The 26,079-nt window shown below is 27.8% G+C and carries 19 protein-coding genes and 1 other annotated feature; of the genes, 2 read left to right on the top strand and 17 right to left on the bottom strand.

Annotated elements, in window-relative coordinates:
- From E5347_RS08550 to gltX, 5 genes are all read right to left on the bottom strand, one after another.
- Nucleotides 1-3,905, bottom strand: a 3,905-nt coding sequence (locus E5347_RS08550) for a hypothetical protein (protein ID WP_136006387.1), incomplete at its 3' end; no start/stop codon positions are given.
- A gap of 49 nt (nucleotides 3,906-3,954) precedes the next feature.
- The gene (locus tag E5347_RS08545) at nucleotides 3,955-5,421 is read right to left on the bottom strand and encodes a glycoside hydrolase family 32 protein (RefSeq protein ID WP_207670464.1); all 1,467 of its coding nucleotides are present in this window, start codon (nucleotides 5,419-5,421) and stop codon (nucleotides 3,955-3,957) included.
- A 285-nt stretch (nucleotides 5,422-5,706) separates the two neighbouring features.
- Nucleotides 5,707-6,693: a LacI family DNA-binding transcriptional regulator gene (locus E5347_RS08540; protein ID WP_047000703.1), complete on the bottom strand. Its 987-nt coding sequence runs from the start codon at nucleotides 6,691-6,693 to the stop codon at nucleotides 5,707-5,709.
- Nucleotides 6,694-6,826: 133 nt separating this feature from the next.
- Nucleotides 6,827-7,009: a MarR family transcriptional regulator gene (locus E5347_RS08535; RefSeq protein WP_136006385.1), complete on the bottom strand. Its 183-nt coding sequence runs from the start codon at nucleotides 7,007-7,009 to the stop codon at nucleotides 6,827-6,829.
- Nucleotides 7,010-7,239: 230 nt separating this feature from the next.
- Complete coding sequence (gltX, locus tag E5347_RS08530) at nucleotides 7,240-8,901, bottom strand: glutamate--tRNA ligase (RefSeq protein WP_136006383.1); 1,662 nt, start codon at nucleotides 8,899-8,901, stop codon at nucleotides 7,240-7,242.
- A 209-nt stretch (nucleotides 8,902-9,110) separates the two neighbouring features.
- Nucleotides 9,111-9,440, bottom strand: a binding site (T-box leader).
- A 156-nt stretch (nucleotides 9,441-9,596) separates the two neighbouring features.
- Here gltX and E5347_RS08525 point away from each other — a divergent pair.
- On the top strand, nucleotides 9,597-10,778 hold the full coding sequence (locus E5347_RS08525; protein ID WP_136006381.1) for a glycoside hydrolase family 3 protein: 1,182 nt from the start codon (nucleotides 9,597-9,599) through the stop codon (nucleotides 10,776-10,778).
- 201 nt (nucleotides 10,779-10,979) lie between these two features.
- On the opposite strand, the gene E5347_RS08520 is transcribed toward E5347_RS08525, so the two are convergent.
- From E5347_RS08520 to E5347_RS08485, 8 genes are all read right to left on the bottom strand, one after another.
- Nucleotides 10,980-11,354, bottom strand: coding sequence for a hypothetical protein (locus E5347_RS08520; RefSeq protein ID WP_136006379.1), 375 nt, complete (start codon nucleotides 11,352-11,354; stop codon nucleotides 10,980-10,982).
- Nucleotides 11,355-11,635: 281 nt separating this feature from the next.
- The gene (locus E5347_RS08515; RefSeq protein ID WP_136006376.1) at nucleotides 11,636-13,486 is read right to left on the bottom strand and encodes a DUF4153 domain-containing protein; all 1,851 of its coding nucleotides are present in this window, start codon (nucleotides 13,484-13,486) and stop codon (nucleotides 11,636-11,638) included.
- A gap of 12 nt (nucleotides 13,487-13,498) precedes the next feature.
- A complete protein-coding gene (locus E5347_RS08510; RefSeq protein ID WP_136006374.1) occupies nucleotides 13,499-13,705 on the bottom strand; it encodes a helix-turn-helix domain-containing protein in 207 nt (68 codons plus the stop codon).
- 13 nt (nucleotides 13,706-13,718) lie between these two features.
- On the bottom strand, nucleotides 13,719-14,213 hold the full coding sequence (locus E5347_RS08505; RefSeq protein ID WP_136006372.1) for a DUF2975 domain-containing protein: 495 nt from the start codon (nucleotides 14,211-14,213) through the stop codon (nucleotides 13,719-13,721).
- Nucleotides 14,214-14,527: 314 nt separating this feature from the next.
- Nucleotides 14,528-15,304 carry an ABC transporter ATP-binding protein gene (locus E5347_RS08500; protein WP_136006369.1) on the bottom strand — a complete coding sequence of 259 codons (777 nt, stop codon included), beginning with the start codon at nucleotides 15,302-15,304 and terminating at the stop codon, nucleotides 14,528-14,530.
- Between the two features lie 11 nt (nucleotides 15,305-15,315).
- On the bottom strand, nucleotides 15,316-16,854 hold the full coding sequence (locus tag E5347_RS08495; protein ID WP_136006367.1) for a glycine betaine ABC transporter substrate-binding protein: 1,539 nt from the start codon (nucleotides 16,852-16,854) through the stop codon (nucleotides 15,316-15,318).
- A gap of 635 nt (nucleotides 16,855-17,489) precedes the next feature.
- Complete coding sequence (locus tag E5347_RS08490) at nucleotides 17,490-18,674, bottom strand: pentapeptide repeat-containing protein (RefSeq protein ID WP_136006365.1); 1,185 nt, start codon at nucleotides 18,672-18,674, stop codon at nucleotides 17,490-17,492.
- Nucleotides 18,675-18,725: 51 nt separating this feature from the next.
- Nucleotides 18,726-20,120 carry a PLP-dependent aminotransferase family protein gene (locus E5347_RS08485; protein WP_136006362.1) on the bottom strand — a complete coding sequence of 465 codons (1,395 nt, stop codon included), beginning with the start codon at nucleotides 20,118-20,120 and terminating at the stop codon, nucleotides 18,726-18,728.
- Nucleotides 20,121-20,240: 120 nt separating this feature from the next.
- Here E5347_RS08485 and alr point away from each other — a divergent pair, with 120 nt between their 5' ends.
- Nucleotides 20,241-21,398 carry an alanine racemase gene (gene alr, locus E5347_RS08480; RefSeq protein ID WP_136006360.1) on the top strand — a complete coding sequence of 386 codons (1,158 nt, stop codon included), beginning with the start codon at nucleotides 20,241-20,243 and terminating at the stop codon, nucleotides 21,396-21,398.
- On the opposite strand, the gene E5347_RS08475 is transcribed toward alr, so the two are convergent.
- From E5347_RS08475 to yidA, 4 genes are all read right to left on the bottom strand, one after another.
- Nucleotides 21,386-21,907, bottom strand: coding sequence for a ClbS/DfsB family four-helix bundle protein (locus E5347_RS08475; RefSeq protein ID WP_136006358.1), 522 nt, complete (start codon nucleotides 21,905-21,907; stop codon nucleotides 21,386-21,388). The two genes, alr and E5347_RS08475, sit on opposite strands and share 13 nt — an antisense overlap.
- A 189-nt stretch (nucleotides 21,908-22,096) precedes the next feature.
- On the bottom strand, nucleotides 22,097-22,951 hold the full coding sequence (locus E5347_RS08470; protein WP_136006356.1) for a magnesium transporter CorA family protein: 855 nt from the start codon (nucleotides 22,949-22,951) through the stop codon (nucleotides 22,097-22,099).
- A gap of 197 nt (nucleotides 22,952-23,148) precedes the next feature.
- Nucleotides 23,149-24,987 carry an asparagine synthase (glutamine-hydrolyzing) gene (gene asnB / locus E5347_RS08465; RefSeq protein WP_136006354.1) on the bottom strand — a complete coding sequence of 613 codons (1,839 nt, stop codon included), beginning with the start codon at nucleotides 24,985-24,987 and terminating at the stop codon, nucleotides 23,149-23,151.
- A 221-nt stretch (nucleotides 24,988-25,208) separates the two neighbouring features.
- Nucleotides 25,209-26,021 (bottom strand): sugar-phosphatase, encoded by an 813-nt coding sequence (gene yidA, locus E5347_RS08460; protein ID WP_136006352.1) that lies wholly within the window; start codon nucleotides 26,019-26,021, stop codon nucleotides 25,209-25,211.
- Nucleotides 26,022-26,079: the final 58 nt, after the last annotated feature.

Here is a 26,079-nt window from a genome sequence, read left to right as displayed (position 1 = left end):
TTATCACCTTTTTTAACATCTAAAGCTTTTATATCTATATCTTCAACAATATCATTTTCATTGCTTACAGATACAGCTTTTTCTTTTAAGATCTTATCATTATGGTAAATTGTTAATTTTACTCCATCTGGCCAATTAGGATTTCCATCTGCATGCTTGAACTTTGTATAATTACCTGTTAAGTCAATCTTTCCATCTTTACCAACTGTCCATCTGTATATAGCTCCCTTAGCTTCAGCTGGTTGTACAAAATCATTCTTAATTTCTAACCCACCTAGTCCTGGTTGCTCATACTTACCATCTGCTTCATTATATCCTATATCTTGTTTAAAATCATGACAGCTTGTTCCAATTCCAAAGTTCCATCCGTTATTCCCTTGTACACCAAAATCATTCTTTAAATTTGCTGTATTTTCTCTTACCTCTTCATTATCAACTTCACTATCTTCTTTGTTTTCTTCAGAACTATTATCGTTTTTTAATGTTGGATAAATTTCTACTGACAATCTTCCTCCATCCCAAGCATTGTTTTCATTAGCTGTTATTATGAAGTAAATCTTATCACCTTTTTTAACATCTAAAGCTTTTATATCTATATCTTCAACAATATCATTCTCATTACTTACAGATACAGCTTTTTCTTTTAAGATCTTATTATTATGATAAATTGTTAATTTTACTCCATCTGGCCAATTAGGATTTCCATCTGCATGCTTGAACTTTGTATAATTACCTGCTAAGTCAATCTTTCCATTTTCACCAACAATCCATCTATATATAGCTCCCATATCTACAGCTGGTTGTACAAAATCCTTCTTAATTTCTAATCCATCTAGTCCTGGTTGACAATACTTACCTTCATCTTCGATGTATTCTATAGCTTTAGCAAAATCTTTACTACTTGTTCCATATCCAAAACTCCATCCATTATTATCTTGGATACCAAAATCCTTCTCTAAACTTGATATATTTTTTCTTATCTCGTTATTCTCTTCTTCATTATCTTCAGAACTATTATCATTATTTAATGTTGGATAAATATTTACTGATAATCTTCCTCCATCCCAAGCATTGTTTTTATTGGCTGTTATTATAAAGTAAATTTTATCACCTTTTTTTACATCTAAAGCTTTTACATCTATATTTCTAATATTTTCTTTATCTGTACTTACAGATACAACATTTTCTTGTAATACCTTATTATTGTGATAAACTGTTAATTTTACTCCATCTGGCCAATTTACATTTTCATCTGCATGAGTAAACTTTGTATATTTACCCTTTAAGTCAATTTTCCCATCTTCACCAACAATCCATCTGTATATAGCTCCCTTATCTACAGCTGGTTGTACAAAATCTTTCTTAATTTCTAATCCATCTAGTCCTGGTTGATAATACTTACCTTCATCTTCACTGTACCCTATAACCTTAGCAAAATCTTCGCTATTTGTTCCATATCCAAAACTCCATCCATTATTGTCTTGGATACCAAAATCCTTCTCTAAACTTGCTATATTTTTTCTTACAGCATCATTGTTTTCTTCCTTATCCCCACTGTTATTGATAGAAGGTTGAATATTAACATTTATTCTACCACCATCAAAAGAAGTATTACCATTAGCAGTAACAATAAAGCTTACCTTATCCCCTTTATTTACTTTAATATTTTGCATAAGTAATGGAATAACGTTATCCTTTATATTATCTACAGTTACTTTTTTATCTAATATAATCTTATTATTTATATATACTTTAATTGTAGTTCCATCTGGATAATTAACATTAGAATCCTCATGTTTAAATTTAACATACTCACCCAATATATCAATATTTCCATCTAAAGCTGCAATCCATTGTAAGGCTGCTCCATTTTCTAAACTTGGATGTATAAAATCTTTCTTTATTTCTAATCCAGGTGCAGATGATGAGAAATATTTTTCATCTGAATCATCATATTCATCAATTACCCTTAAATTATCTGGTGTATTTCCGCAAAGATAATACCACCCATTATTTCCTTGTGCTCCAAAATCTTTTGCATTTGATGCAATGTTTTTACCACTATTATTGTCTTTTATTGTAGTATCAACTAATGGATTATCTAAATCCTTTATTGTTACTGTATAAGATCCACCATCATAAGCATTATTCTTCTTACCGTTTACAACTAATGTTATATAATCTCCTTTTTTAACATTTAGTTTATCAATTGACATATCTTCAAATATATCACGAACTCTATTGGCTTCAAAGTTTTTACTCTTAATAGCTTTATTATTATGATATAATGTCACATTAGTACCATCAGCCCAATAAGGATTAGGATCATTATCTATAAATTTAGTATAATTAGCTATAATCTTAACATTTCCATCTTTAGCTACCTTCCACTTAACAATAGCAGATTCCTTATCCCCTGGTTGTATGAAATCTTTCTTAATTTCAAGTCCTCTATCATTATAATACTTTTCATCTTTTTCATATTTTCTTATATTTTCTGCATCAAAAGGATTATCTCCTTCTCCAAATTGATAGAACCATCCATTATTTCCTTGTGTACCAAAATCCTTCACAGTAGATGCATTGTTAGTTCTTAGGTGATCATTTGGAATAGCTGTGTTGTTCTCATTTTGCATAGCAGACTTATCTTTAATGTTAACTTCTAGCTTTCCTCCATCCCAGGCTCCATTTTCATTTGAAAGCACTACGAAGTATAGCTCTTCACCTTCTTTAATACTCATATCCTTTAATTTGAATGAATATTCATTGTCTCCATTTTCAAATACATCTACAATTTCTTCTGTAAGCAGATCATTGTTGTGATATACTCTTATTTTTACTCCATCTGGCCAACTAGGATTTCCATCATGTTGCTCAAACTTAGTATAATTTAACTTTACGTCAATATTACTGTTGTGATATGCTACCCATTTTAATATAGCACCTCTATTTACACCAGGATGAATGAAATCTTTTTGTATTTCTAAACTTGGAGTAGTATTGTCTAAATAAACTGTTTCTTTAAATGTTGACACATATCTTGCATCTTCTGGTGTTGTTCCAGATTGATAGTACCAACCATTATTCCCTTGACTGCCAAAATCATCTATACTATTTGCATTATTATCTTGTCTTGTTGTGTCCACACCAATATCTTCAGATGCTAATTTAGGATCAGTAATTGTTGCATATAGTATTCCTCCATCATAAGCATTGTTTTTATTAGGATCTACTACAAAGTAAATACTTTCACCTTTTTTAACTTCTACATCTTTAATTTCAATTTCAGCAATATTTTCTCTATCAACTTCTATATCTACTTTCTTATTTGCTATAACCTTATCCTCATGATAAACATTTAAGGTTACTCCATCTGGGAAAGATGGGTTTTTGTCTCCATTAACGCTTTTTACATAGGTAGCTTGTACATTGACTATACCATCCTGTGCAACACGCCACTCTAATATAGGTGCTGTATCTTCTCCAGTATGAATAAAATCTTTTTTTATCTCTATTCCTTTTATGCTATAGTCTATATACTTTTCTTCTTTCTCAATGAATTTTAATTTAGTAGCTGTTTCAGGATCACTAGGATCACCCTTTTTATATAGCCATCCATTACTTCCTTGAGGTCCAAAATCACCTACATTAAAGGCCATATTTACTCTTCCAGGAGTATCTACAAATCCATCATCTTCAACTACTGCCTTCATCATTCCAACAGGTCTTCTATTTTCAAGTAACATAACTTTATTTGATCCACTAAAGATCTTAACTATAATTCCAGTTATTAGAAATATGCAAGCTAAAATACTAGTTATAACTAACTTCTTTCTCTTATTGAAAGGTTCCTTTTTATTTTTATTTTTATGTTCTAGTTCTTCATTATTAATAGTTGTTTCCACAAGTCATCCCCCTATTAATTTATTTTTACACTAAATTCCATTAATACTATTACTTGCTTAATTTTAAATCTTCAATTTCTATGTTGCTATCAACAGAGAATATTCCCCATTTTTGATCTTGCATAGAAAACATACGTGAACTTAAAACAGCTTCATCATTTACATAAAGAACAGCAATGCTATCATCTATTAATAAAGTAAATTCTAAAGATTCACCTTCCTTAACTTCAAGGGGCATTGTTGATTGTGGCTTTTTATTAAATATATCTTCTGTTGAAAGGTTATAAAATTGAATTTCATTCTTCTTAGAATCAATAACAATATTTATATCACCCATGTTTTCTTCATCAACATTAAACATAAAGCCAAATTTGCTATTTTGAGAGCTTAAATTAATTTTTCCAGTAATCTTATTTATTCCACTTATTTCTGGGAATGTTAAAACCTCATAATCTTGTCCAGAAAAACTATATTTATTCTTTGCTTTCTCAATAGTTTCAGTCTGTGCTAATGGATTTAACTTAGTTCCTTTACTAAACTTCTTTACTACATCCTCTACTGGTACAGGATATAATTCTCCTGTTTCCTTTTGTTTAAGCTGATGCACTACAAGATTTCCAGCCCAGTCATATTTTCCCGAATCAATATACATCTCTTTTGTTGGTGTCCATCCAAACATGTAAAGATTCTCTGAATCCTTTTCCATTCTACCTGCGTAGAATCCATTTCCATCAAAATAATCTTGTTCTGGAATTACAAATGGTCCTTTCGAATCTTTTGCTGTCCTATAATGAACAACACGATCAGGCCATTGATCTGAGAAGGAAAGGTACCAATAATCACCATACTTAATTAATGTAGGACACTCCATATTTGAGTCGCTTCCCATATCGTTAGATAATAGAACTCCTTGATCCTTCCATTCCTTTAAATCATTAGAAGTATATAAAGCAATTACACCCATCTTATCTTTTCTAGTTGTTACTAGCATCCAATATTCATTATAATCTTCATTATAAATTACATATGGATCTCTAAAATCATCAGCTTCATATTGGCTTGATGCATAGAATGTATCCTCTGGAATCTTAGTCCATTCATTTAAGTCCTTACTAGTTGCATGCATAACTGCTTCTTTTGGCATTTTCTTACCATTATGTCCTGTATAAAAAGCATGATATAATCCATCATTATCTTTAACTACAGAACCAGTTCCCAATGCTAAATCTTGATCTTGAGTATTTTTAGAGTATGGTATTACCACACCTTTATCTTCGTATTCATAAAAGTTTTTTGTTGTAAATAAACTCCATGGATGAAATCCAATATCTCCATCTCTTAAATCTTCCAAATAAAATATATTGAATTTTTCGCCATCAAAATATGGCATAGGATCTCCCACCCATGTTTCTGATCTAGTAGGGAATATTTTTAAATTATCTTGATTCGAATTACTACATGATGTAAAAGTAAACATTAATAATATAGAAATTAACTTTAACCCTATTTTAACCACTTTATCGCCTCCATCTTATAGAAAAATATTTTTTATAAATAGAATTAAGTTTATACTATCTCTTTCACCTCCTTCTAACCTATTCTTGTTAATATCCTTAACCAAAAGAAGCTTTCATCCTTCTTCGTTATTATTCATCATTTGTTAAAATGAAACCTTTCATTTTTATTTTTCAAAGTTATTTAACTATATTTTTTGTATAATTAAAAATGAAACGTTTCATTTTCAATATAAGTTTATTTTAAGTGAAATTGTTTTCAATGTCAATATTTTATATTTTATATTTTATATTTTTTTAGTTGTATATCCACTTATAAACTCTACCGGTAATACTATGCTATGACTACTCTTATCCCCATTTATGTTGTTTAACAGTAATTTTACTGATTCCTTTGCTAATAAATCTACATTTTGTCTTATTGTTGATATTCCTTCTGAAATTTCTTCACTCATTCTACTCCCATCATATCCTATTATTTGAATATCATCTGGAATATTTATATTAAACTTATGTAACTTTTCTATTATTCTATGTGCAAGTATATCATTACATGCAAATATTCCATCTATTTTCTTATTTTCAATATAATTTTCAATAATTATTTTTTCCAAAAAGCTCCCTAAATTCCTATGCTCATCACAGAACTCAAAGCTCTTATATTCTACATTTAATTTTTTACATTCGTGAATAAATCCTTCTTTTCTATCCATAGTACTGCTTTTTCTATCAGATTTAACTCCTACTGAAATTAAACTTCTACATCCACTTTCAAATAAAGATCTTGCGGCAATTTTACCACCCTCATAATTATCAGACATTACATAATTAACTTCTTTACTAAAAAATCTATCTATACTTACAAAAGGTATATTAGTATTAACATACTTATCTATATCACTATAAGTAATTGCTATTATACCATCTACCTTATTTTGTTTAACCATATTTATATATTCAACTTCTTTTTTAGAATTTCCATCTGAATTACATAACAGCAATTTTTTCCCCATGCGACTTAATATTTTTTCTGACTTATATACAAATTCAGAAATAAAAGGATTCCATACCGTTGGTATTATAATTGCAATAGTATCAGTCTTATTTTTTCTAAGGCCTCTAGCATATATATCAGGCTCATAATTTAATTTTTTAATTGCTTCATCTACTTTGATCTTAGTTAGCTCTTTTACATATTTATTATTAATAACCTTAGACACTGTCCCCAGAGATACACCAGCTTCTCTAGCAACATCCTTTATAGTTGGCTTCATACTGTAATCTCTCCTTCCTATAATTACTATACATACAAATAGGTATTATTTCAATTATATTGAAAAGATTTATTTATATTTATACTATTAAATTTTTAATTTTCTAAAAAAAAGGCACAAATGTGCCTTTTTATTAATCTCTCTTTATTTGCCAGTAGCATCTCTTAGGTGAATAAATTTTTTCTTCCTTCTTAAGCTTATCCATTACCTTAGATACTTCTTTTTTGTCTATGCCTGTTTTTTCTGCAACTGCAGTGGCATTCATTGGTTCATCATTCTTTTCAAAACAGTCTAATACAACGTTATAGTTTTCCATCTTTTATCTCCTTTATTATGTTGTTATAATCATTTTACATAATAACCTTAACTAATTTCAACTATTATATAAAAATTTTTATTGTTTAATTCTATTAATTCCTTCTTATATTATTGTATAAAGTTTAAATTCCTATACTAATTTATAAAATATTAATATAGGAATCTATTTTTATACAGTTATTTAGAAAAGGTACTGTTTCAAACAGTACCTTTTCTTTAAATAGAATATTATAAATTTAAAAATGCTTCAAATCTAGCTCTTACCTTCTCTTCACCTAATATTTGCATAATAGTATAAAGATCAGGAGTATTGCTTCTATGAGATAGTGCAGCTCTTACAGCACCAGCAACATCAGAAATCATTCCCTTAAATGCATCTGGATTTGCTTTATATTCTTTTCTATTTGCACAATATCCAAGCTCTGCACCAATAGCTTTTAAATCTTCAAACCAATTTTCTTGGCTTCCTGCATTAAAGTTAAATTTATCTTTATATACTTTTATTACTTCTTTTGCATTTTCTAAAGTTAAAGTCTTTGGAAGCTCAACATTTTCTGATGTTTCTTTATTAAATAATTCATCAAAGAAATAATCAACCTTTCCTCTTACTTCATCCCATTTAGCAAAATCTTTTCTTGGCTTTGGACCTTCTTTATCTATGTTGAAGATTTCCTTAGACATTTTTTCATTTGAAGTTACTAAGTCATACATTTCCTTATCAAATTCCTTAGCCCAAGCTGTATAATAATCATAAACTACATCAGCCTTCATCTTACAAATAACTTCTTTACTTACATCATTTAATTTAACTATATCAAATAATGCTCCTGACTTACTCATTTTATCTAAAGCTACTTGGAATTCATGATAATCTGTAGTTGGATTTTCAGCTCTCCAATCTTCAAAAGTAGAATTTATTATATTTAATAAGTATTCAATTACTGATACCATTGGGTATCCAACTTCTTTATAATATGAAACTGCTGCTTCTGCATCTTTTCTCTTAGATAATTTTCTCTTAGAACCATTATCATTTTTCATTATAGTTGGAATATGAGCATAGTTTGGTCTTTCTAAACCTAATACATCAAATAATTGAACGTGTATTGGTAATGAAGATAACCATTCCTCTCCTCTTATAACGTGCGTAGTTCTCATTAAAGCATCATCTATAGCATGAGCAAAGTGATAAGTTGGAAGTCCATCCCCCTTTATTATAACTATATCTTGATTGTTTTCTGGGAAGCTTATATCTCCCTTTATTAGATCATGGAACTCTACTCTATTTTCTATATTCCCTGGTGACTTAAATCTAATTATGTAGGCATCTCCATTATTTATCTTTTCCATAGCCTCTTCTGGAGTTAAATTTCTATCCTTAGCATATTCTCCATAATATCCTGGAGTTATTTTAGCTGCAGTTTGTCTTTCTCTAAGTTCTGAAAGCTCTTCTGGTGTATCAAAAGCTGGATAAGCTAATCCCTTTAAAATTAAATCCTTAGCAAAAGCTCTGTATATATCAGCTCTTTCACTTTGTCTATATGGACCATACTCACCCTTTGAAGAGTCATTTCCAGTCATACCTTCATTAAAGTCCATACCAAAGTTATGCATAGTTTGAATAGTATCTTCTATAGCACCTTCAACTTCTCTTTTTTGGTCAGTATCTTCTATTCTTAAATAGAAAACTCCTTCTGTTTGACTAGCAATTCTCTCATTTATTAATGCAGCAAAAACTCCTCCTATATGTTGGAATCCTGTTGGTGATGGAGCATATCTAGATACTACTGCACCTTCCTTTAAATCTCTCTTTGGATACATCTTAATGTAATCTTCTGGAGTCTTATCTACATTTGGAAATATTAAATTAGCTAATTTTTCTAAACTCATTCTTTTCTATCCTTTCTTAACTAAATATTTATCCGATCGCTACCATTGCTAACACTCCCATCTTCTATAAGTGGGAGCTAAGCACTGCTACGCGCCTGGATTAGTTCTTCTAACCTTCAGATGGAGCACAAGTATTCCTCTTAAGAAAACTCCACCTGAAGATAAGAATCACTTTATTTACAAAATAAAAAAGTCTTCAATCCTAAAACCCTTAGGACGAAAGACAAGTTTTCCGCGTTACCACCTAAGTTGACTAATAAAAATTAATCCACTCTTTCTTTATAAGGGAAGAATCCCACGTGCCGTTAGACAATTAACGATTAACAATTAAGAATTAACAATTATTGATGTAATTCTTTTGAAATTACTTACAAATTGTTTTAAACTTCTAAGGAAGTCTTCTCATTATTAATATTACATTGCGCGACAGCATCATAGCTCCGGAGCTTCTTTCTATAGGTTTAATTTCTAGGATTTCACCATCCCTAGATCTCTTTTAAATTAAATTACTATATACTCTTCTCTTTCAACGCCTTTATATTCAACTATCATCAGTAACATTATAACTTTACATTTCCCCTTTGTAAATAATTTATACTCTATTAAATACTAATTTCATATCATAGCATTATAATGTAATTATAATAGTCATTATGGATAGAATTATAATACTAATATTTCATATGGAGGCAATTATGAAAAAATTTATATTAGCAATACTTCTTATAATTATATCTCTTACCTCAGGCTTTTTAATGAGGAAGATTATAAATAAATATAAAACCAATAATACTCAAGCAAATCCTACATCCAATAATGTTAATAAAGAGACCAACACTCCTACTGATAAAGATAATTCTTCAAATAAAAATTTACAAAAGAGAGCTAATGAAATTCTTTCTTCTATGTCCATAGAAGAAAAAGTTGGTCAAATGTTTTTAATAAGATGTAATAAATACACTGCCCTTGAAGATTTAAATAAATATAAGGTTGGTGGCTTTATCTTATTTGATGACAATATAAATGGTGAAACAAAGGAAAGTCTTTCTTCTACCATAGATACTTATCAAAATAACTCTCCTATTAATCTTATTATAGCCATAGATGAAGAAGGAGGAACTGTTAATAGATTAAGTTGGTATCCTGAATTTAGAGCAGTTCCATTCTACTCACCACAGGAACTATATAATGAGGGTGGATATCCCCTAATTATTGATGATACTAAAGAAAAAGCTACTCTTTTAAAATCCCTTGGAATCAATATGAATTTAGCTCCAGTTGCTGATATTTCTACTAATCCAAATGATTATATCTATCCTAGAACCTTTGGAAGAGATGCAGAAGAAACAGCTAATTATGTGAAAACTGTAGTTGAAACTATGAAAGAAAATAAAATAGGTTCTACTTTAAAACATTTTCCTGGATATGGAGGTAACTTAAATACTCATGACGAAATGTCTGAAGATAATAGAAGCTATGAAAGCTTTTTAAATAATGATTTTATTCCTTTTAAAGCTGGTATAGATGGAGGTGCTGATAGCATTTTAGTATCCCATAACATTATAAATTCCATAGATGAGAATTTCCCAGCTTCCTTATCTAAAAAGTCCCATGATGTTATCAGAAATGAATTAAATTTTCAGGGAGTAATTATGACAGATGATTTACAAATGAGTGCTATTAAAAATTATTACGGAGAAAGTAAATCTGCAACTTTAGCAGTAGAATCAGGAAATGATTTAATAATTTCCTCAGACTATCAAATTCAAATTCCCACTGTAATTGAAGCCATTAAAAATGGGGAAATAAAAGAAGAAGTTATAGATAAAGCAGTTTTAAGAGTATTAATATTAAAATTAAAGTTAGAAATAATATAAATTAATTATATCTAAACTAGCTCATACAAATATTATTAATATAAAATAATTTAAGATTATATAAAGCTCTTTTTAAAACTAATCTTGTTATGTAGAATAAAAATAGGAAGGTGGCTAAATCAATTTATCCCCTTTCCTATTTAGTATATTTAATTTTATTTTTTTCATTAACTATTTTAATCAAAGAAACTTTAAAAATTCTTAATTATAATCTATTTTATAAATTTCATCCTTCTGTTCATCTCCTGATAAAATAATTTCGACATAATCATTGAACCATTTGATTTTAATGTTACTTTCGCTTGCTCTTCCTCCATCGTTGCTGATATCGCCATGAATGATTGTTACTTTTTTCTTTTTGTTATCAAATAGCGTTATTTTAACTTCCTCTGATCCAAATAAAAAAGGTTCTCCAACAGATTGAAACAGAATAGTATAACTATTATTGGGGTTAGTGTATTGTGAAATATTTGTAACTTTAAATTCAGTAGTATATTTAAACCAAAATATGAAAATACCTAGTATAATAAAAATTACAAATATACTAATAAGAACATTATTTTTTACCCTTTTCATACCACCCTCCTCTTTAATGTGGACCAATATACAGTTATTCATTATTCTATATTTTAATTACACATGATTTTCAAGTTATAGTTCTAGTATTGTATAATAAGTAGATTTTATATAAATTTGAAATTCAGCTCGCCTGAATTTTTTCCTTTAGTAGGCCTACATCTACAATTTTAAATTTTACAGGGAGTTTTTAACATATTGTGCGTAAGCTGACTTGGAGCATGCGACGGAGGCCGAGCATAATATGTTAAAAACTCCTGTTCAATTTATTTTTCTCTGTTTTATTTCAATATATTATTGTTGAAATAGTTATACTCATACCAGCGCTCAGTTGCTACCCTCTTATTTGCCCAGTAATTATAGTATTCACTACTTACTAATCCCTTTTCTCGTCCTTCATCTATTGCTTCTTTTGCATCTAAGGATAAGGTTGATAAATACCATAAATCAATTTCAGCTCTTGTATTTATAAGCTTTAAATTTTCTTTAGCTATAAAATTATCTAAATTAACAAAGTTTAATACTAAATATATTGCTACTGCTGATACGACAATAGGTTTAAATAAAAGTTTTTCTCTCCATATAAAAGCTAGGAGTAATAATAAAGCTATGCATAAAAATAAAGTAAATGCTTGAACTAATATTCTTAGTCTAGTATATCCAAATTCTCCAATATAAAGGTTCATCTTATATATTGCAGCTACCCCCATATTAATAGTTAATAAAGTAATAATACTATATAAAACATTTAAAATATTATTAGATTTAGAATGTTTTACATCTGTTTTAATTTTTATAGATATTATCATAATTAAATTTACTACTACTAAAAATACTAGTTGAAAGAATCCCTTCCTTGCATACTCAGAGAAGCTAACTCCAGATGGTAGTGCTTTATTTAAATATAAATGAGTAACTTGTACTTGCGTAAATACTAAATAAATTAATATTATTGATACTAAGATTGTAATTATAGTTGTTGAATTTAATGTTCTATTAAAGGTTTTATTATTTACATTTTCAACTTTAACTGATCCTAAAGAGTAATATAATCCATAAGTTAAGAACATAATAATGGTAGCTATAAATACTCTTGATATAAAATCATAAATATTTTTTATATTTATATAATCCCATATATTAGATAGGTAATAACTAAATACCTCATCAGCTCCTGAAAGGATCATTAGTAAAACTATTACTAGTGGAATAGAAATAAGAATTCCATTAATTATATGTTTCGTATTCCTACTTTTCTTTTCTCCATCAGCTTTACTAAATTTTTCTCTAAACTCAAAGGTAAGTTTCCCAGTATTCTCAAAGGATTTCCCTACTATAATTTCTAAAAATGCTGTAATAAAAGCAACAAATTTAAAAGGTAGTTTTTCATAAGTTAATAATAAAAATCCTGAAAACAAATTAATAGGTATAACTATTAAATTTAAAACTCTAAATACTTCATTAGTAAATATTCCATAGGTTATTGATAGTGCTATACTGGATAAAACTAAAAATAATCCTAAATAGCTTTTATTCCTTACACCTATAACACTAAAGAATATTACAGTCATTAATACAGTGACAATTGCTATTGATATTCCAAAATAGTTAAATAAGAATATAGATAAAATGGCTCCTAATATTAAAGTTAAAGGAATTAAATTAATAGCCTTATTGCTTTTCATCCTTCCTTTTTCTAGTTCTATTAAAGGCTTTCTAATCCTATAATTATTTCTTATATTATAAACTCTTTCTAATATTTCAATGGAATAAGTTCTATAGTTAATTGAGTTACACTTCATAACTACAGCTCTTAAAAGTTCTTCTTCAAACCTATTTATATTACTTACGTCAAAGGAATCTAATATTAAATCTTCATTAGATATATTTACATCTGAGTTAGAAGCATCTATAAAAATCAAATTAATATTATATCCTTCAATATTAAAGGTTTTATCTACTCTTATCAATTTTGAAGTTCCTACTGTGATATTATCTTTTGCCCATCTCTCTAAGGATTTTTCTGGTGTTTCATCATCCTTCATTACTATAATTGGTATTCTATTTTTTTCTCTCTTAAGTAATAAAATTTTATCATTTTTCATTAAAACTAAAGACACAGCATTAATCATATTACACCTCCATTATTCTTTTCTATACTCTAATATATCTCCTGGCTGACAGTTTAATTCCCTACAAATTGCTTCTAGAGTTGAGAATCTAACTGCCTTAGCCTTATTAGTTTTTAAAACTGAAAGATTAGCATTAGTTATTCCAACTTTTTCAGCTAAATCATTCAATGATATTTTTCTCTTTGCCATCATAACATCTAAGTTCACTATAATTCCCATACCCATCTCCTCATCATATCGTTAAATCATTATCTTCTTTAAAAGATACTGCCTTATCAAAAACTTTAGCTAGGATATAAATAAAAGCTGAAGCAAATAAAAATATAAATACTTCCATATCAGTATGAATACCCATATTATCCACATAAATAAGTTTAAATTTCCTTAAATCAGAATTTAGTAGCAAATTAAATAAATAGCAAATTGCTATTAATAAGGATGATAATGATATCTTTTTAAAAGCATTTGCATTAGCTCTAACAAAAGGATCACCTTTAATAAGTGTTTTAATTATTCCTTTTAATTTAAAAACTATATAAAACAAGTTACTAATTCCTACCACTAATAATATTACTACTATCACCTTGTTTATTAATATATTTTGAATTTCTCTATTTATAAAAGTATCGTAAATTAATATTGCTGTAAGTAATCCTCCAAATATAATGCTAAAGTTAAGTATAATATTTAATATTTTTGATAAATTTTTTTCATTTCCGATTTCCATATTAATCCTCCTATTTTTTCTATAATATCATTGTTATTAATCTTTTTCAAGATATTTTTATCGAAAAACAATACTTTATTCCTTTTATTTACTTTTAACAATTTTATGCTCATGCTTTTTATTAGTAATTTAAATAAAAAAGATATTCTAATGAAAATAACTTTTTGCAATATAAAAAGAGGATGCCTATATACATCCTCTATTTTCTAACTTTTTAATAATTTTTTTCATTACAAATAAATTTTATATTATATAAACCCTCAAACTATATTATTTATTGAAACATATATAATATCAAGCTTACTAATCAACCACTAATATATTGATTTTTGTTCATTATCATCAGTAATATTATAGAAATGTCTTTCTCTTGATACTAATGCCTTTACAAAATCAGTTGCTGGATTTTTTAATACTTCTTTCGGTTCTGAATATTGTTCTATTTTCCCTTCATTCATTACAAGAACTTTTGTCCCAAGCTTAATAGCTTCTGAAATATCGTGTGTAACAAATATAATTGTGATCCCAGTCTTATTATGAATATTTAAGATTTCCTCCTGTAATTGTCCTCTAGTAATTTCATCTACTGCTCCAAAGGGTTCATCCATCAAAAGAATATCTGGTGATGCAGCCAAAGACCTGGCTATCCCTACTCTTTGTTGCTGTCCACCTGAAAGTTCATCAGGATATCTATTAAGCATATCTTCTTCTAAGCCAACTATATCCATCCACTTCTTAACTGCTGACTTAGTCTTTTCTTTATCTTTTTTATTTAATAAATTAGGAACATAAGCAATATTTTCTTCCACTGTCATATGAGGAAATAACACGCTTCCCTGAATTGCATAACCTATATTCCTACGGAGATCTATTATATTTTCTTCTTCAATATTTTTATTTTTTATAAAAACATTACCTGATTCAGGTTTAATTAATCCATTAATCATCTTTAATATTGTAGTTTTCCCTGAGCCCGAGCTTCCTATTATGGTTAAAAACTCTCCTTTTTCAATCAGAAGATTAAACTCTTCTACAATTGTTTTATTTCCATAGCTTTTCTTAATATTATTAAATCTAATTATCTCTTCCATTCTATAACCTCCTATTCTATAATTCCTTTTTCTAACATAAACTCTTTAGCAACATCTTCTGGAGATTTACCACCTGATTCAACTTGATAATTAAGATCTGACATTGTTTTATCATCTAAAATTTCTTCTAAACTATCTAGTACTTCATTTAATTCTGGATAAGCATCTAATATTTCACCTCTTACGACCATAACTGCCATAGCTGAAGAGAAGAACTGTTTATCATCTTCTAAAACTACAACATCTGAAACAGAAAGTTGTCCATCTGTTGTGAAAATATTCATAACATCTACCTTACCTTCATTAATTGCAGAATATTTTAATCCAATATCTAAATCCACTGTACTTTTAAAGTTAAATCCATAAGTTTCAGCAAAACTATTATATCCATCTGGTCTTTCATAAAAATCATATTCAGCACCAAATATTAACTTATCAGATACTTTTGCAAGGTCAGAATATGTTTTTAAATTATACTTTTCAGCTATATCTTTCTTAACAGCCAGACCATAAGAGTCATTAAATCCAAAGTTACCTGTCCAAATATAATTATACTTTTCTAGGTACTCTTTTTTTAATTCTTCATACATAGATTCATCATATACTCCATCATGTTTTAGAACCATATTCCATCCAGTTGAAGTATATTCTGGATACATATCAAATTCTTTATTTTCCATACCAGGCATAATATTGGATGTTCCACCACCTACACCTTGAATTATATTTACATTTAAATCTGTTTTATCCTCAATAGTTTCTTTTAATATTGATCCAATTATATATTGTTCTGTCATAGGTTTTGTTGCAATATTAATAGTTTTAATATCTGCTTTTTTACCTATGCCTCTTCCTACTAATGAAGCAACTAAAACAATTATCACAACTAATGCTACCCATTTTATTTTTTTATTTTTTCTAATATTCTTCTTAGAAAATCTAGTAATTAAACTTAATAGCATGTCCACTACTATAGCTAAAATAGCAATAAGTAAACTTCCTGCTATCGTTAAGGCTGCATTATTAGTTGTTATTCCTCTATAAATAGCAACTCCAAGTCCTCCTGCTCCTATAAAGGATGCAATACCTGCTAATGCAATAGTCATAGTTGCCATACTACGTAATCCTGTTATTATAACTGGCATAGCTAAAGGAAGTTTTATTTTATATAAAATTTGAAAATTAGTACTCCCCATCCCCTTTGCAGCCTCTAATACTTTATTATCAATATTAGTTATACCAGTATGAGTATTACGCACCATTGGTAATAAAGCATAAATAGTTAAAGCTATAATTGCAGTAGTATTCCCTATCCCTGATAGTGGAATTAAAAATCCTAAAAGTGAAATTGATGGAATAGTGTAAATAAAATTAATTATTCCAAGAACTAATTTTGAGCTTTTCTCATACTCACTAATTAAAATTCCTAAAATTAATCCAATTATAGTTGCTATAACTATAGATATTATAGATATCTCTAAATGCTCTAATAAAAGATTTAGGAAAAATTCTTTCTTTTCAATTAACTGAAAAATAACCTCTTTAATCATTAATCCTTATACTCCTAACCTCAGCCATATCAATAGCTGTAATTTTTATATTCCCTAACTCTCTAGGAATATTTTTATATTTATTAATATTCATCATTGTACCTCGTTTCTTAACTTGAAAATCTTTTTTAATTTTATGCAATTAATTATACTATATATTACACCTAATGCTAAATTTTGTTAAGTAAGCACTTTTCTGTATCATAGTTTCATAAAGTATACTAATGTAATAAAATGCTTCGCATTTTATTAATTAAGGAATGAAAGAATTAAAAAATGAAAAAATGAAAGAATGCATATAAAAAAATCCTTACATTTTTTATAAGAATATCTTTAAAACAAAAGAGGTTTTGCAGTGCAAAACCTCTTCCTTAATTCTTTCATTTTAAATATTAAATTACTATCAAATATCATTATTTAATGTAGTTATAAGATGAAGTAATATTTTAATTTGACATGCACACTCCTCAATAATTCTTGAAATTCAGCTTGCCTGAATTTCTTCCTTTGGTCAGCTGCATCCACAAGTTTAAATTATTCAAGGAGTTTTTAACATATTGTGCGTAAGCCGACTTGGAGTTTACGACGTAGGCCGAGCATAATATGTTAAAAACTCCTGCTCAATTTAAAACATCTTATCTTACTATTTTTTTAACTAAAGCCCCTATTCCTAGTCCCATCATTAAAATACCTATTAGCATTTCAATATTGCTAAGCATATAGGATGCTGGCGATGGTTGCGCTTCAGTTAATCCAACTCCAGCAAACATTCCAACACTTAGGTTTAATGATTCATTATATAAAGTTAAAAGTTCTTTAAAGCTAATTTTGTATAAATCATAAAAGTTAACTATCTCACCATTAAGTACTACTCCAAATAATAAATATAAAACTGAAAATATTAAAATAATTCCTAGAGAAAAATATACTGCATATATGGGTCTTTCTCCATAACCACTACTTAAAAGTCCAACAGTTGAAAAAATTTTAGGCATAGGCTTAAGCACATTTCTTTGAACCTTCCTACATAAAAAATAGTATTCTCCAAAGTTGTTGGTTAAGTTATTCTCTTTAAACTTATTTGCAATATTCTCATATATAGTATAGACACCTTCATATTCATCTCTATCTTTTTTTCTTAGTTCAATCTTATCAAAGAAGGTTTTCTCATCTAGTTTACTTTTATCTTTATCTTTAAATTCTAAATCCTGAATGTATGTATCTAATAATTTAAACCCTGATAAATTTGAATCTGTAATAAACATCTTATTAATATTAGAATTTATTACTATAGCACTACTAACATCGCATAAATCAAATTTAGTTTCTTTAATCTCACAATTGTCAAAAATAATAAATTCTAAACTAGATAAAAAGAATTTTGCATATATATTACAATTAATAAACTCACAAGATAAATTATCATCTACATTTAAATTGGGCTTATCTTCACTTTCCTTCTTTACAAAAGAACAGTCTTCAAATAGTGCTCCACCACCTATAAAGTCGCAGTCATTAAAAACACATCCAATAAATTTACATCTTAAAAACTTCACATTTGAAAATATGCATTTATTAAAAGTTGCACATGCAATATCTAAGTCTGCAATTTCTTCTAAATCCTCTTCCCACTTGGGATGGCCACCACCAAAAACAATTTCATTATGATTCTTATAGCTATATTTCTCATTTGGTGAATATAACTTCGATATTGTTTTACTAGTTGAGATACTATTAATAAGTTTTCTATTATTCTCTCTTCTTTTATATAGTTGATCTATTGCTACATCTTTTTCTTCTTTAAAATTAATATAAGCCATAATAAATACTTCCTTTTTTAATACTCTGCTTATATTATTTCCTAAATATTTTTATAAATTCCATGCTTTTTTTAGTAATATTACCGCTTCTTCCATTTCCTCATTACTTAAGCTAGCATAACCTAAAAATACAGTACTAGTTTCCATATTTGAATCAATATATGAGTTTGATAAACCTAATATCCTTATTTTCTTTTCTTCTGCTTTTTTAATTAATTCCCTTTCAGTCATCCCATTATTAACTTTTAATAATAAATGAAGCCCTGAATTAGTGCCTATAATTTCAGTGTTAGAAAAATGCTTATTTATGAGATTTATTAAAAACTCTCTCTTTTTCTTATATAAATTTCTCATTTTATTTAAGTGTCTTTCAAAGTATCCTTCTTTTATAAACTTAAATAAAGCTTGTTGTGTAATTCTAGAAACTGTACATGCTAAAAAGCTAAAGTCTCTTCTATATATTTTTATAAGTTCATCAGGCAACACCATATAAGCAATTCTTATAGATGGTGAAAAACATTTTGAAAAGGTTCCTAAGTAAATAACCCTTCCATTAGAATCTAAACTTTGAAGAGCTGGTATTGGTCTTCCTTCAAATCTAAACTCACTATCATAGTCATCCTCAATAATATATCTATCATCATCTTTATTTGCCCAAGATAATAATTGCATTCTTCTATTTATAGGCATTATTATTCCTGATGGAAATTGATGAGATGGAGTAATATGAAGGACTTGAACCTTTAAACTTTCAAGCTCCCTTATACTAATACCTTGATTATCTAAACTTATTCCCTTTGGATAAATTCCATTAATATTTAAAATCTTCCTTACTTTATAATAGCCTGGTTCTTCTACTCCATAAAATTTATTTCTACCTAGTAAGTTAATTAATAACTGAATTAAATATTCACTACCGGCACCTACTACAATATTATCTGCAGTGGACTTTACTCCTCTTGAAAATCTTAAGTAATTAGAAATTGTTTCTCTTAAATTTTTATCACCTTGAGAGTGACCAATTTGAAGTAAACCTTTATTTTCTTCACTAATTATTTCTTTATTTATTCTCTTCCATATAGCATGTGGAAAACTGCCTAAATCTACTCTACTTGAGAAGAATTCATACTTATATTCATTTTTATTCTTTTTTATAATAGTTTCCTCTTCAATTATTTCCTCTCCCTTAAAAACTTCTTCAAGTTCACAAACAAAGTATCCTTTCTTAGGCAGAGAAATAATATATCCCTCTATAATTAATTGTTCATAAGCAGCTTCAATAGTATTTTGACTTATTTGTAAATGCTTAGATAACTTCCTTTTTGAAGGTAATTTACTATTAGCTTTTAAGTTGCCTACTTCAATTTCCTTTTTAAAATAATTATAAAGCTGAATATATAATGGAATGTTACTATTGTTTTCAAAAGATATTGTTATAAAATCCATAAATCCTCCAAACTGATACCATTAACTTTCTTAAAACTGACACTTATCAAAGTTTCAGTTTATGTATATAATAATATCAATAGTGTTATTACATAGTCAATTATAGTTAGGAGAATATTTATGGATTTATTACACCCTATTTGGGCAGAAATTAATATAGATAATTTAATAAATAATATAGATGAAATTAAGAAGCAAACTATAGGAAGTGAAGTAATCGGAGTTGTAAAAGCCAATGCATATGGTCATGGTGCTGTAGAAGTTTCTAAAACTCTTTTAGAAAGAGAAATTAAGAAACTAGCAGTAGCTAATATTATTGAAGCTATAGAGCTTAGAGATAATTATATTAAGTCTCCAATTATGCTTCTTGGAATTAGCGAAAACTATGCTATTGACTCAATAATTAAATATGATGTGGAACCTACTATATCTACACTAAGCTTTGCTAAAGAACTTAATAACAAGGCTATAACCTTTAATAAAATGATTAATGTTCATATAGCAATTGATTCAGGTATGGGTAGAATTGGTTTCAAAAACACTGAAAATGATATTAATGATATAATTGAAATTTCAAAACTAAGTAATTTAAATATAGAAAGTATTTTTTCTCATTTCTCTACTGCTGACTCAATTGATAAATCTTATTCTGATTATCAAATAGAAGTATATAATAATATACTATCAGTTTTAGAAGAAAGAGGATTAAAAATAAATAAGAAAAACTTATCTAATAGTGCAGCAATTATAGATTTACCCAAAAGCCACTGTGACTATGTTAGACCTGGTATTATTCAATATGGCTATTATCCTTCAAGTGAAGTTAATATGAATAACTTAAATATCAAACCAGTATTAACATGGAAAACTAGAATAATTCATTTAAAAGAAGTAGAAGAAAATGAATTTATAGGCTATGGTAAAACTTTTAAGACTACTAGAAAAACCAAGATAGCAACTCTTCCAGTAGGTTATGCTGATGGATATTCAAGAGCCCTATCTAATAAAGGTAAAGTTATTATTAATGGACAGCTTGCTCCTATTATCGGAAATGTCTGCATGGATCAATTTATGGTAGATGTTACTGATATTAAAGATGTTAAGGCCTTCGATGAAGTAATTCTTCTTGGTGAATCAGGAAATGTTAAATTCAATGCTGAAGACATGGCAGAAATAATAGGAACAATAAGCTATGAAGTTCTTTGTCTAATTGGAAGAAGAGCTCCTAGAGTATATATAAAGAATAACGAAATAGAAAAAATTAGCTACCTTATGTAGGCAGCTAATTTTTTCCATTTTCGTATCTTGCTTCTAAAAGATTTAAAAGGTGCTACTGTATTTATATGTATCCACTTCCATATAGACCAGTTAGAAGGAGTTGAAGAAGCCCATTTTCTACTTCCTGCTATAAATAACTCTTCCTCTGAAAAATTATCTACCCATTTTATAATCTCATTTACTTCTTCCTTAAATTTTTCTTTCAATTCATCTAAAGTATATTCTCTATGTCTATCATAAAAGCTTTTATATAGTTCACCAAGTTTATTCCACTTATATCCTGGAGCTGGTGTAATAACTATTTTGCCTTCTTTCTCATCCTTATCCCAGGTTCTTATTAAATCTAGCCAGCCTAATTGATAAGCAATCATCTCTAATGGTGTTCTGTCTACACCTTCTATCATTTTTTCTTTATCCTCTTCTAAAACTTCATCAAACTCTTTAATAAATAGTTGTGAGGTTTTTTCAATTTCCTTTATCAGATCATTTTTGCTTGCGTATTCTTGCATCCTCTCTTCCCCCTTTTATATACCATTGTATAAAATTAAATGCTATGGAATCATTTCTTTGTAAATATAAACTCACTTATTTATATGATATATGACTTATATATCATAATTTAAAACATATTGCTTAATTTATATATTATTTAATCCATATATTCTCTATTAATTTCTTATATTAAAATTATAAGTTTCTTAAAAATACTTATTTCTCTTAAAGTACATAATTTCAAATACTATAAGTCCTAAAGTTAAAATAATAGTTAATGTAAATCCATAACTATCTTTTAGTAAAGGCATACTTTGAAAGTTCATTCCAAATATACCTGAAACTATAGTTAATGGCAGAGATAAAACTGTTATTATAGTTAATAGTTGCATTGTTTTATTCATTTTATTTGATAACTCTGAATTATAAACATCTATACATGAAAAAATCGATGATTCAATATTTTCAACCAAACTTAAAGTATTATCTAGAACTAATAAAGCCTTACTATATGAATCTATATTACTAAATTCATCGTCTAAGTAAGTTATCATTGATTTATAATAAGTAGTAAATCTCTTTATAAGGGAAACAGATTTTTTAATTTCTAATATCTCTTTATTATCTATTTCTCCATTATAAACTGCACCTTGAAATAGATCGTCCACTATTTCTTCAATTGAAAGTAACTCTTCATTATATACATAAGAAAAATACTGAAATATAAAAAGACATAAATTATATTTATTAATTTTTTTATGTAATGATATCTTCTCTTCTAGAAATTCAAGTAACATTTCATTTTCATAGTTAATAATAAATTTTTCATGATCTATTACTCCATTAATTACTCGTTTTTCTCCATTATCTAATATAGGTATCCTTAAAAATATCATATCTTTATTTTTTATAATTATATCTTTATGAATATTATTAAACTGTTTATCATTCACCATTTCAATATTCTTAGTGTTGTATAAATAACCAACTACACCTTCTAAATTTTCATTTATATTTTCATCAGTAATTATATTTCCCTTTTCTAAAATTACAGTTGCCATCTTCTTATTCCTTAAATTAATTTAGTTAATATTAAATTACAATTTATTACACAGAAATATTATACTTTTAAAAGTAATATTTGGCAATTTACAACCTAAAGGTATTATTAAAAACTAATATAAAAATCATTTATCTACTATAAAATTAGTTTTAATATAAAAAAGAAACTCTGAAATCAGAGCTCCTTCTATTATTTTTATTTAATTTCTACTTTATAATACTTTAGCCAATTATTAATTTGAATTAAATAAGCTATCATTTGAGGTCCAGTCATAAGCTGTCCATACCAAGTTGTCTTATAAGCTTCTCCTCTAGTATCTAATATATTTTTTACTACATTTTTATCTATTATATCTAATATAGGAGACGAAGTATCACTTAATATGCTATTCATCTTATTACATACCATATCAGTGTATATAGGATTATGAGTCTTAGGATATGGGCTCTTTTTCCTATAAATTATTTCTTCTGGAAGTATTCCTTCTAAAGCCTTTCTTAATAACCCTTTTTCTCTTCCATTAAGAAGTTTAATATTATTAGGAATATTAAAGGCATATTCAACTATTTTATAATCAGCAAAAGGCACTCTTACTTCTAAGCTATTTGCCATACTCATTCTATCTTTTCTATTTAATAAATTAAGCATAAACCATCTTAAGTTTAAGTAAAATAATTCTCTCATTCTATATTCTATAGGACTCTCATTATCTAAGTGAGGAACTTCACTTAAAGTATTTCTATATGCGCTATCTGCTGCCTCTTCTATTTTTAAGCCCTTAAGTTCTGGGCTTAATATAGCCTTTCTTTCTTTTATAAATCTTGACCATGGGAAGGTATTGCTCCATATCATATCATCATTAGTAAACCATGGATATCCTGCAAATAATTCATCTGCACATTCTCCTGATAATGATACTACAAAGTCTTTTTTTACTTCCTTACAAAATAGGTATAAAGAAGAATCCACATCTGCCATACCTGGACAATCTCTCCCAATTAAAGCTTCATCTAATGCATTAACTAAATCTTCATGATTTAAAATTACATTTCTATGATTACTACCAATAAACTTACTCATAACTTCAGCATAATACTTATCTGAAGTTGGTTGGTATAAGGATGATTTAAAGTATTTTTCATTATCTTCATATTCAATAGAAAATGTAGTAAGCTGTTTATTCTTCTTTTTGAATTCTGAAGCTGCAATAGCTGAAATTGCTGATGAATCTAATCCTCCTGACAAGAAGGTACATACAGGGACATCTCCAACTAATTGTCTTTTTATAGCATCTATAAGTAATTCTCTTACATGTTCCACTGCCTCTTCTTCACTTTCATTAAAATCCTTTGCTTCAAGCCTCCAATAAATTTCTTTTTTTACACCATCATTATTTAAAACTAAATATTCACCAGGCTTAACCTCTTCAATATCTTTAAAATAAGTTTTTCCTGGAGTTATTGCTGGTCCTAGTGCAAATAATTCAGTTAATCCATCCTTATCTACTACAGCCTTAACTAATGGGTGCTTAAGTAATGCCTTAATTTCTGAACCGAAGATTAATGTATTATTCTTAATGCTATAAAATAAAGGTTTTACTCCCATTGCATCTCTAGCTAAAACTACTTGGTTCTTTTCCTTATCATATATAGCAAAGGCAAATATACCATTGAACTTTTCTATAGCACCTATTCCCCATCGAATATAGGAGAGTAATAAAACTTCTGTATCTGAATACCCTTCAAACTTAAATCCATCATTAATTAATTCTTTTCTTAAATCCTCTGTATTATATAATTCTCCGTTATATACTAATACATATTCCCTATTATCAATACTCCTTTTCATAGGCTGAATTCCACCTTCAGGATCTACTACTATTAGTCTTCTATGACCAAACATAACATTATTAGATAGGTAGTTCCCTTCAGAATTAGGCCCTCTTAAACTTAAAGTATCAGTCATTGCTTTTAAAGTTCCAAGCTCATCTTTTATATTCTTTTTAAAATTAACAAAGCCTGTTATTCCGCACATTTTTATCCTTCTTTCTGACTTTCTATATTTATAAATATATGTATAACTTTTCCCAAGAGTGATAAATTTATAATCAGTAATTCATAGTTGATAATTTATAATTAAGAAAAAACTCAAGGCATTTGCCTTGAGTTTCTTTAAATAATCCTTTTTATAAACTCCATTAAGAGTCTTTTCATTAATTTTATATCATTCATTTTTCATTTTGCATTACATAAATATTAATTATTTTCTAAAATAAACTTCTCAATTACTTTTGCAACTCCATCATTATCATTGCTATCAGTAATATAATTTGCTGCAGCTTTAACCTCATCGAAGGCATTTCCCATAGCTACGCCTAGTCCTGCATATTCTATCATATGAAGATCATTACCTGCATCTCCTAAAGTAATAACTTCTTCTCTCTTAACCCCTAAATGTTTAGCTAAAAGTTCTACACCAATTCCTTTATTAGCTTCCTTGTGTAAAAATTCTAAGAAATGAGGTGAACTTCTCACTACTGTATATTTATCATATAATTCCTTAGGTAATTTCTCTATAGCTTCAGTTAAGACATCCTCTTCATCTATCATCATTATCTTTACTATTACTTCATCATCTTTTATAACAGATATATCCATTTCATTTATATCAATCTTATTAATATTTGCTTCTAATTCAGTATAAGTGCTATTTTTCGGAGTTACTAATCCATATTTTTCTGAAAAAGCATGAATATTTACTCCAAGATCATCACTAATACTTCTTAAATAGTGAAAGTCTTCACCCTTTAATGCAATTTTAGCTATTACATCTTTAGTTGAAGTTTTTTGAACAAAAGCACCATTATAACTTAATACATAGTCCTTATCAGTGTACATATCTAATTCTTCTAAATACCTTGAAACACCTTCAATTGGTCTTCCCGTAGCTAATACAACAGTTACTCCCTTATCTCTAGCATCATTTATGGCTTTTTTTGTTCTGTCAGATATAGTTTTATCTGATCTTAACAAAGTACCATCCATATCAATAGCAACTAACTTATACATATAATCCTCCATTTGTAAATACGAATTTCCCTTTCAATTATATCACATAAAAGGATAG

Origin of the sequence: Clostridium sartagoforme (assembly GCF_004794105.1) — a bacterium.
In the GTDB taxonomy this organism is placed as follows: Bacteria; Bacillota; Clostridia; order Clostridiales; family Clostridiaceae; genus Clostridium; species Clostridium sartagoforme_B.
This window is presented reverse-complemented; position numbering and strand designations above follow the sequence as displayed.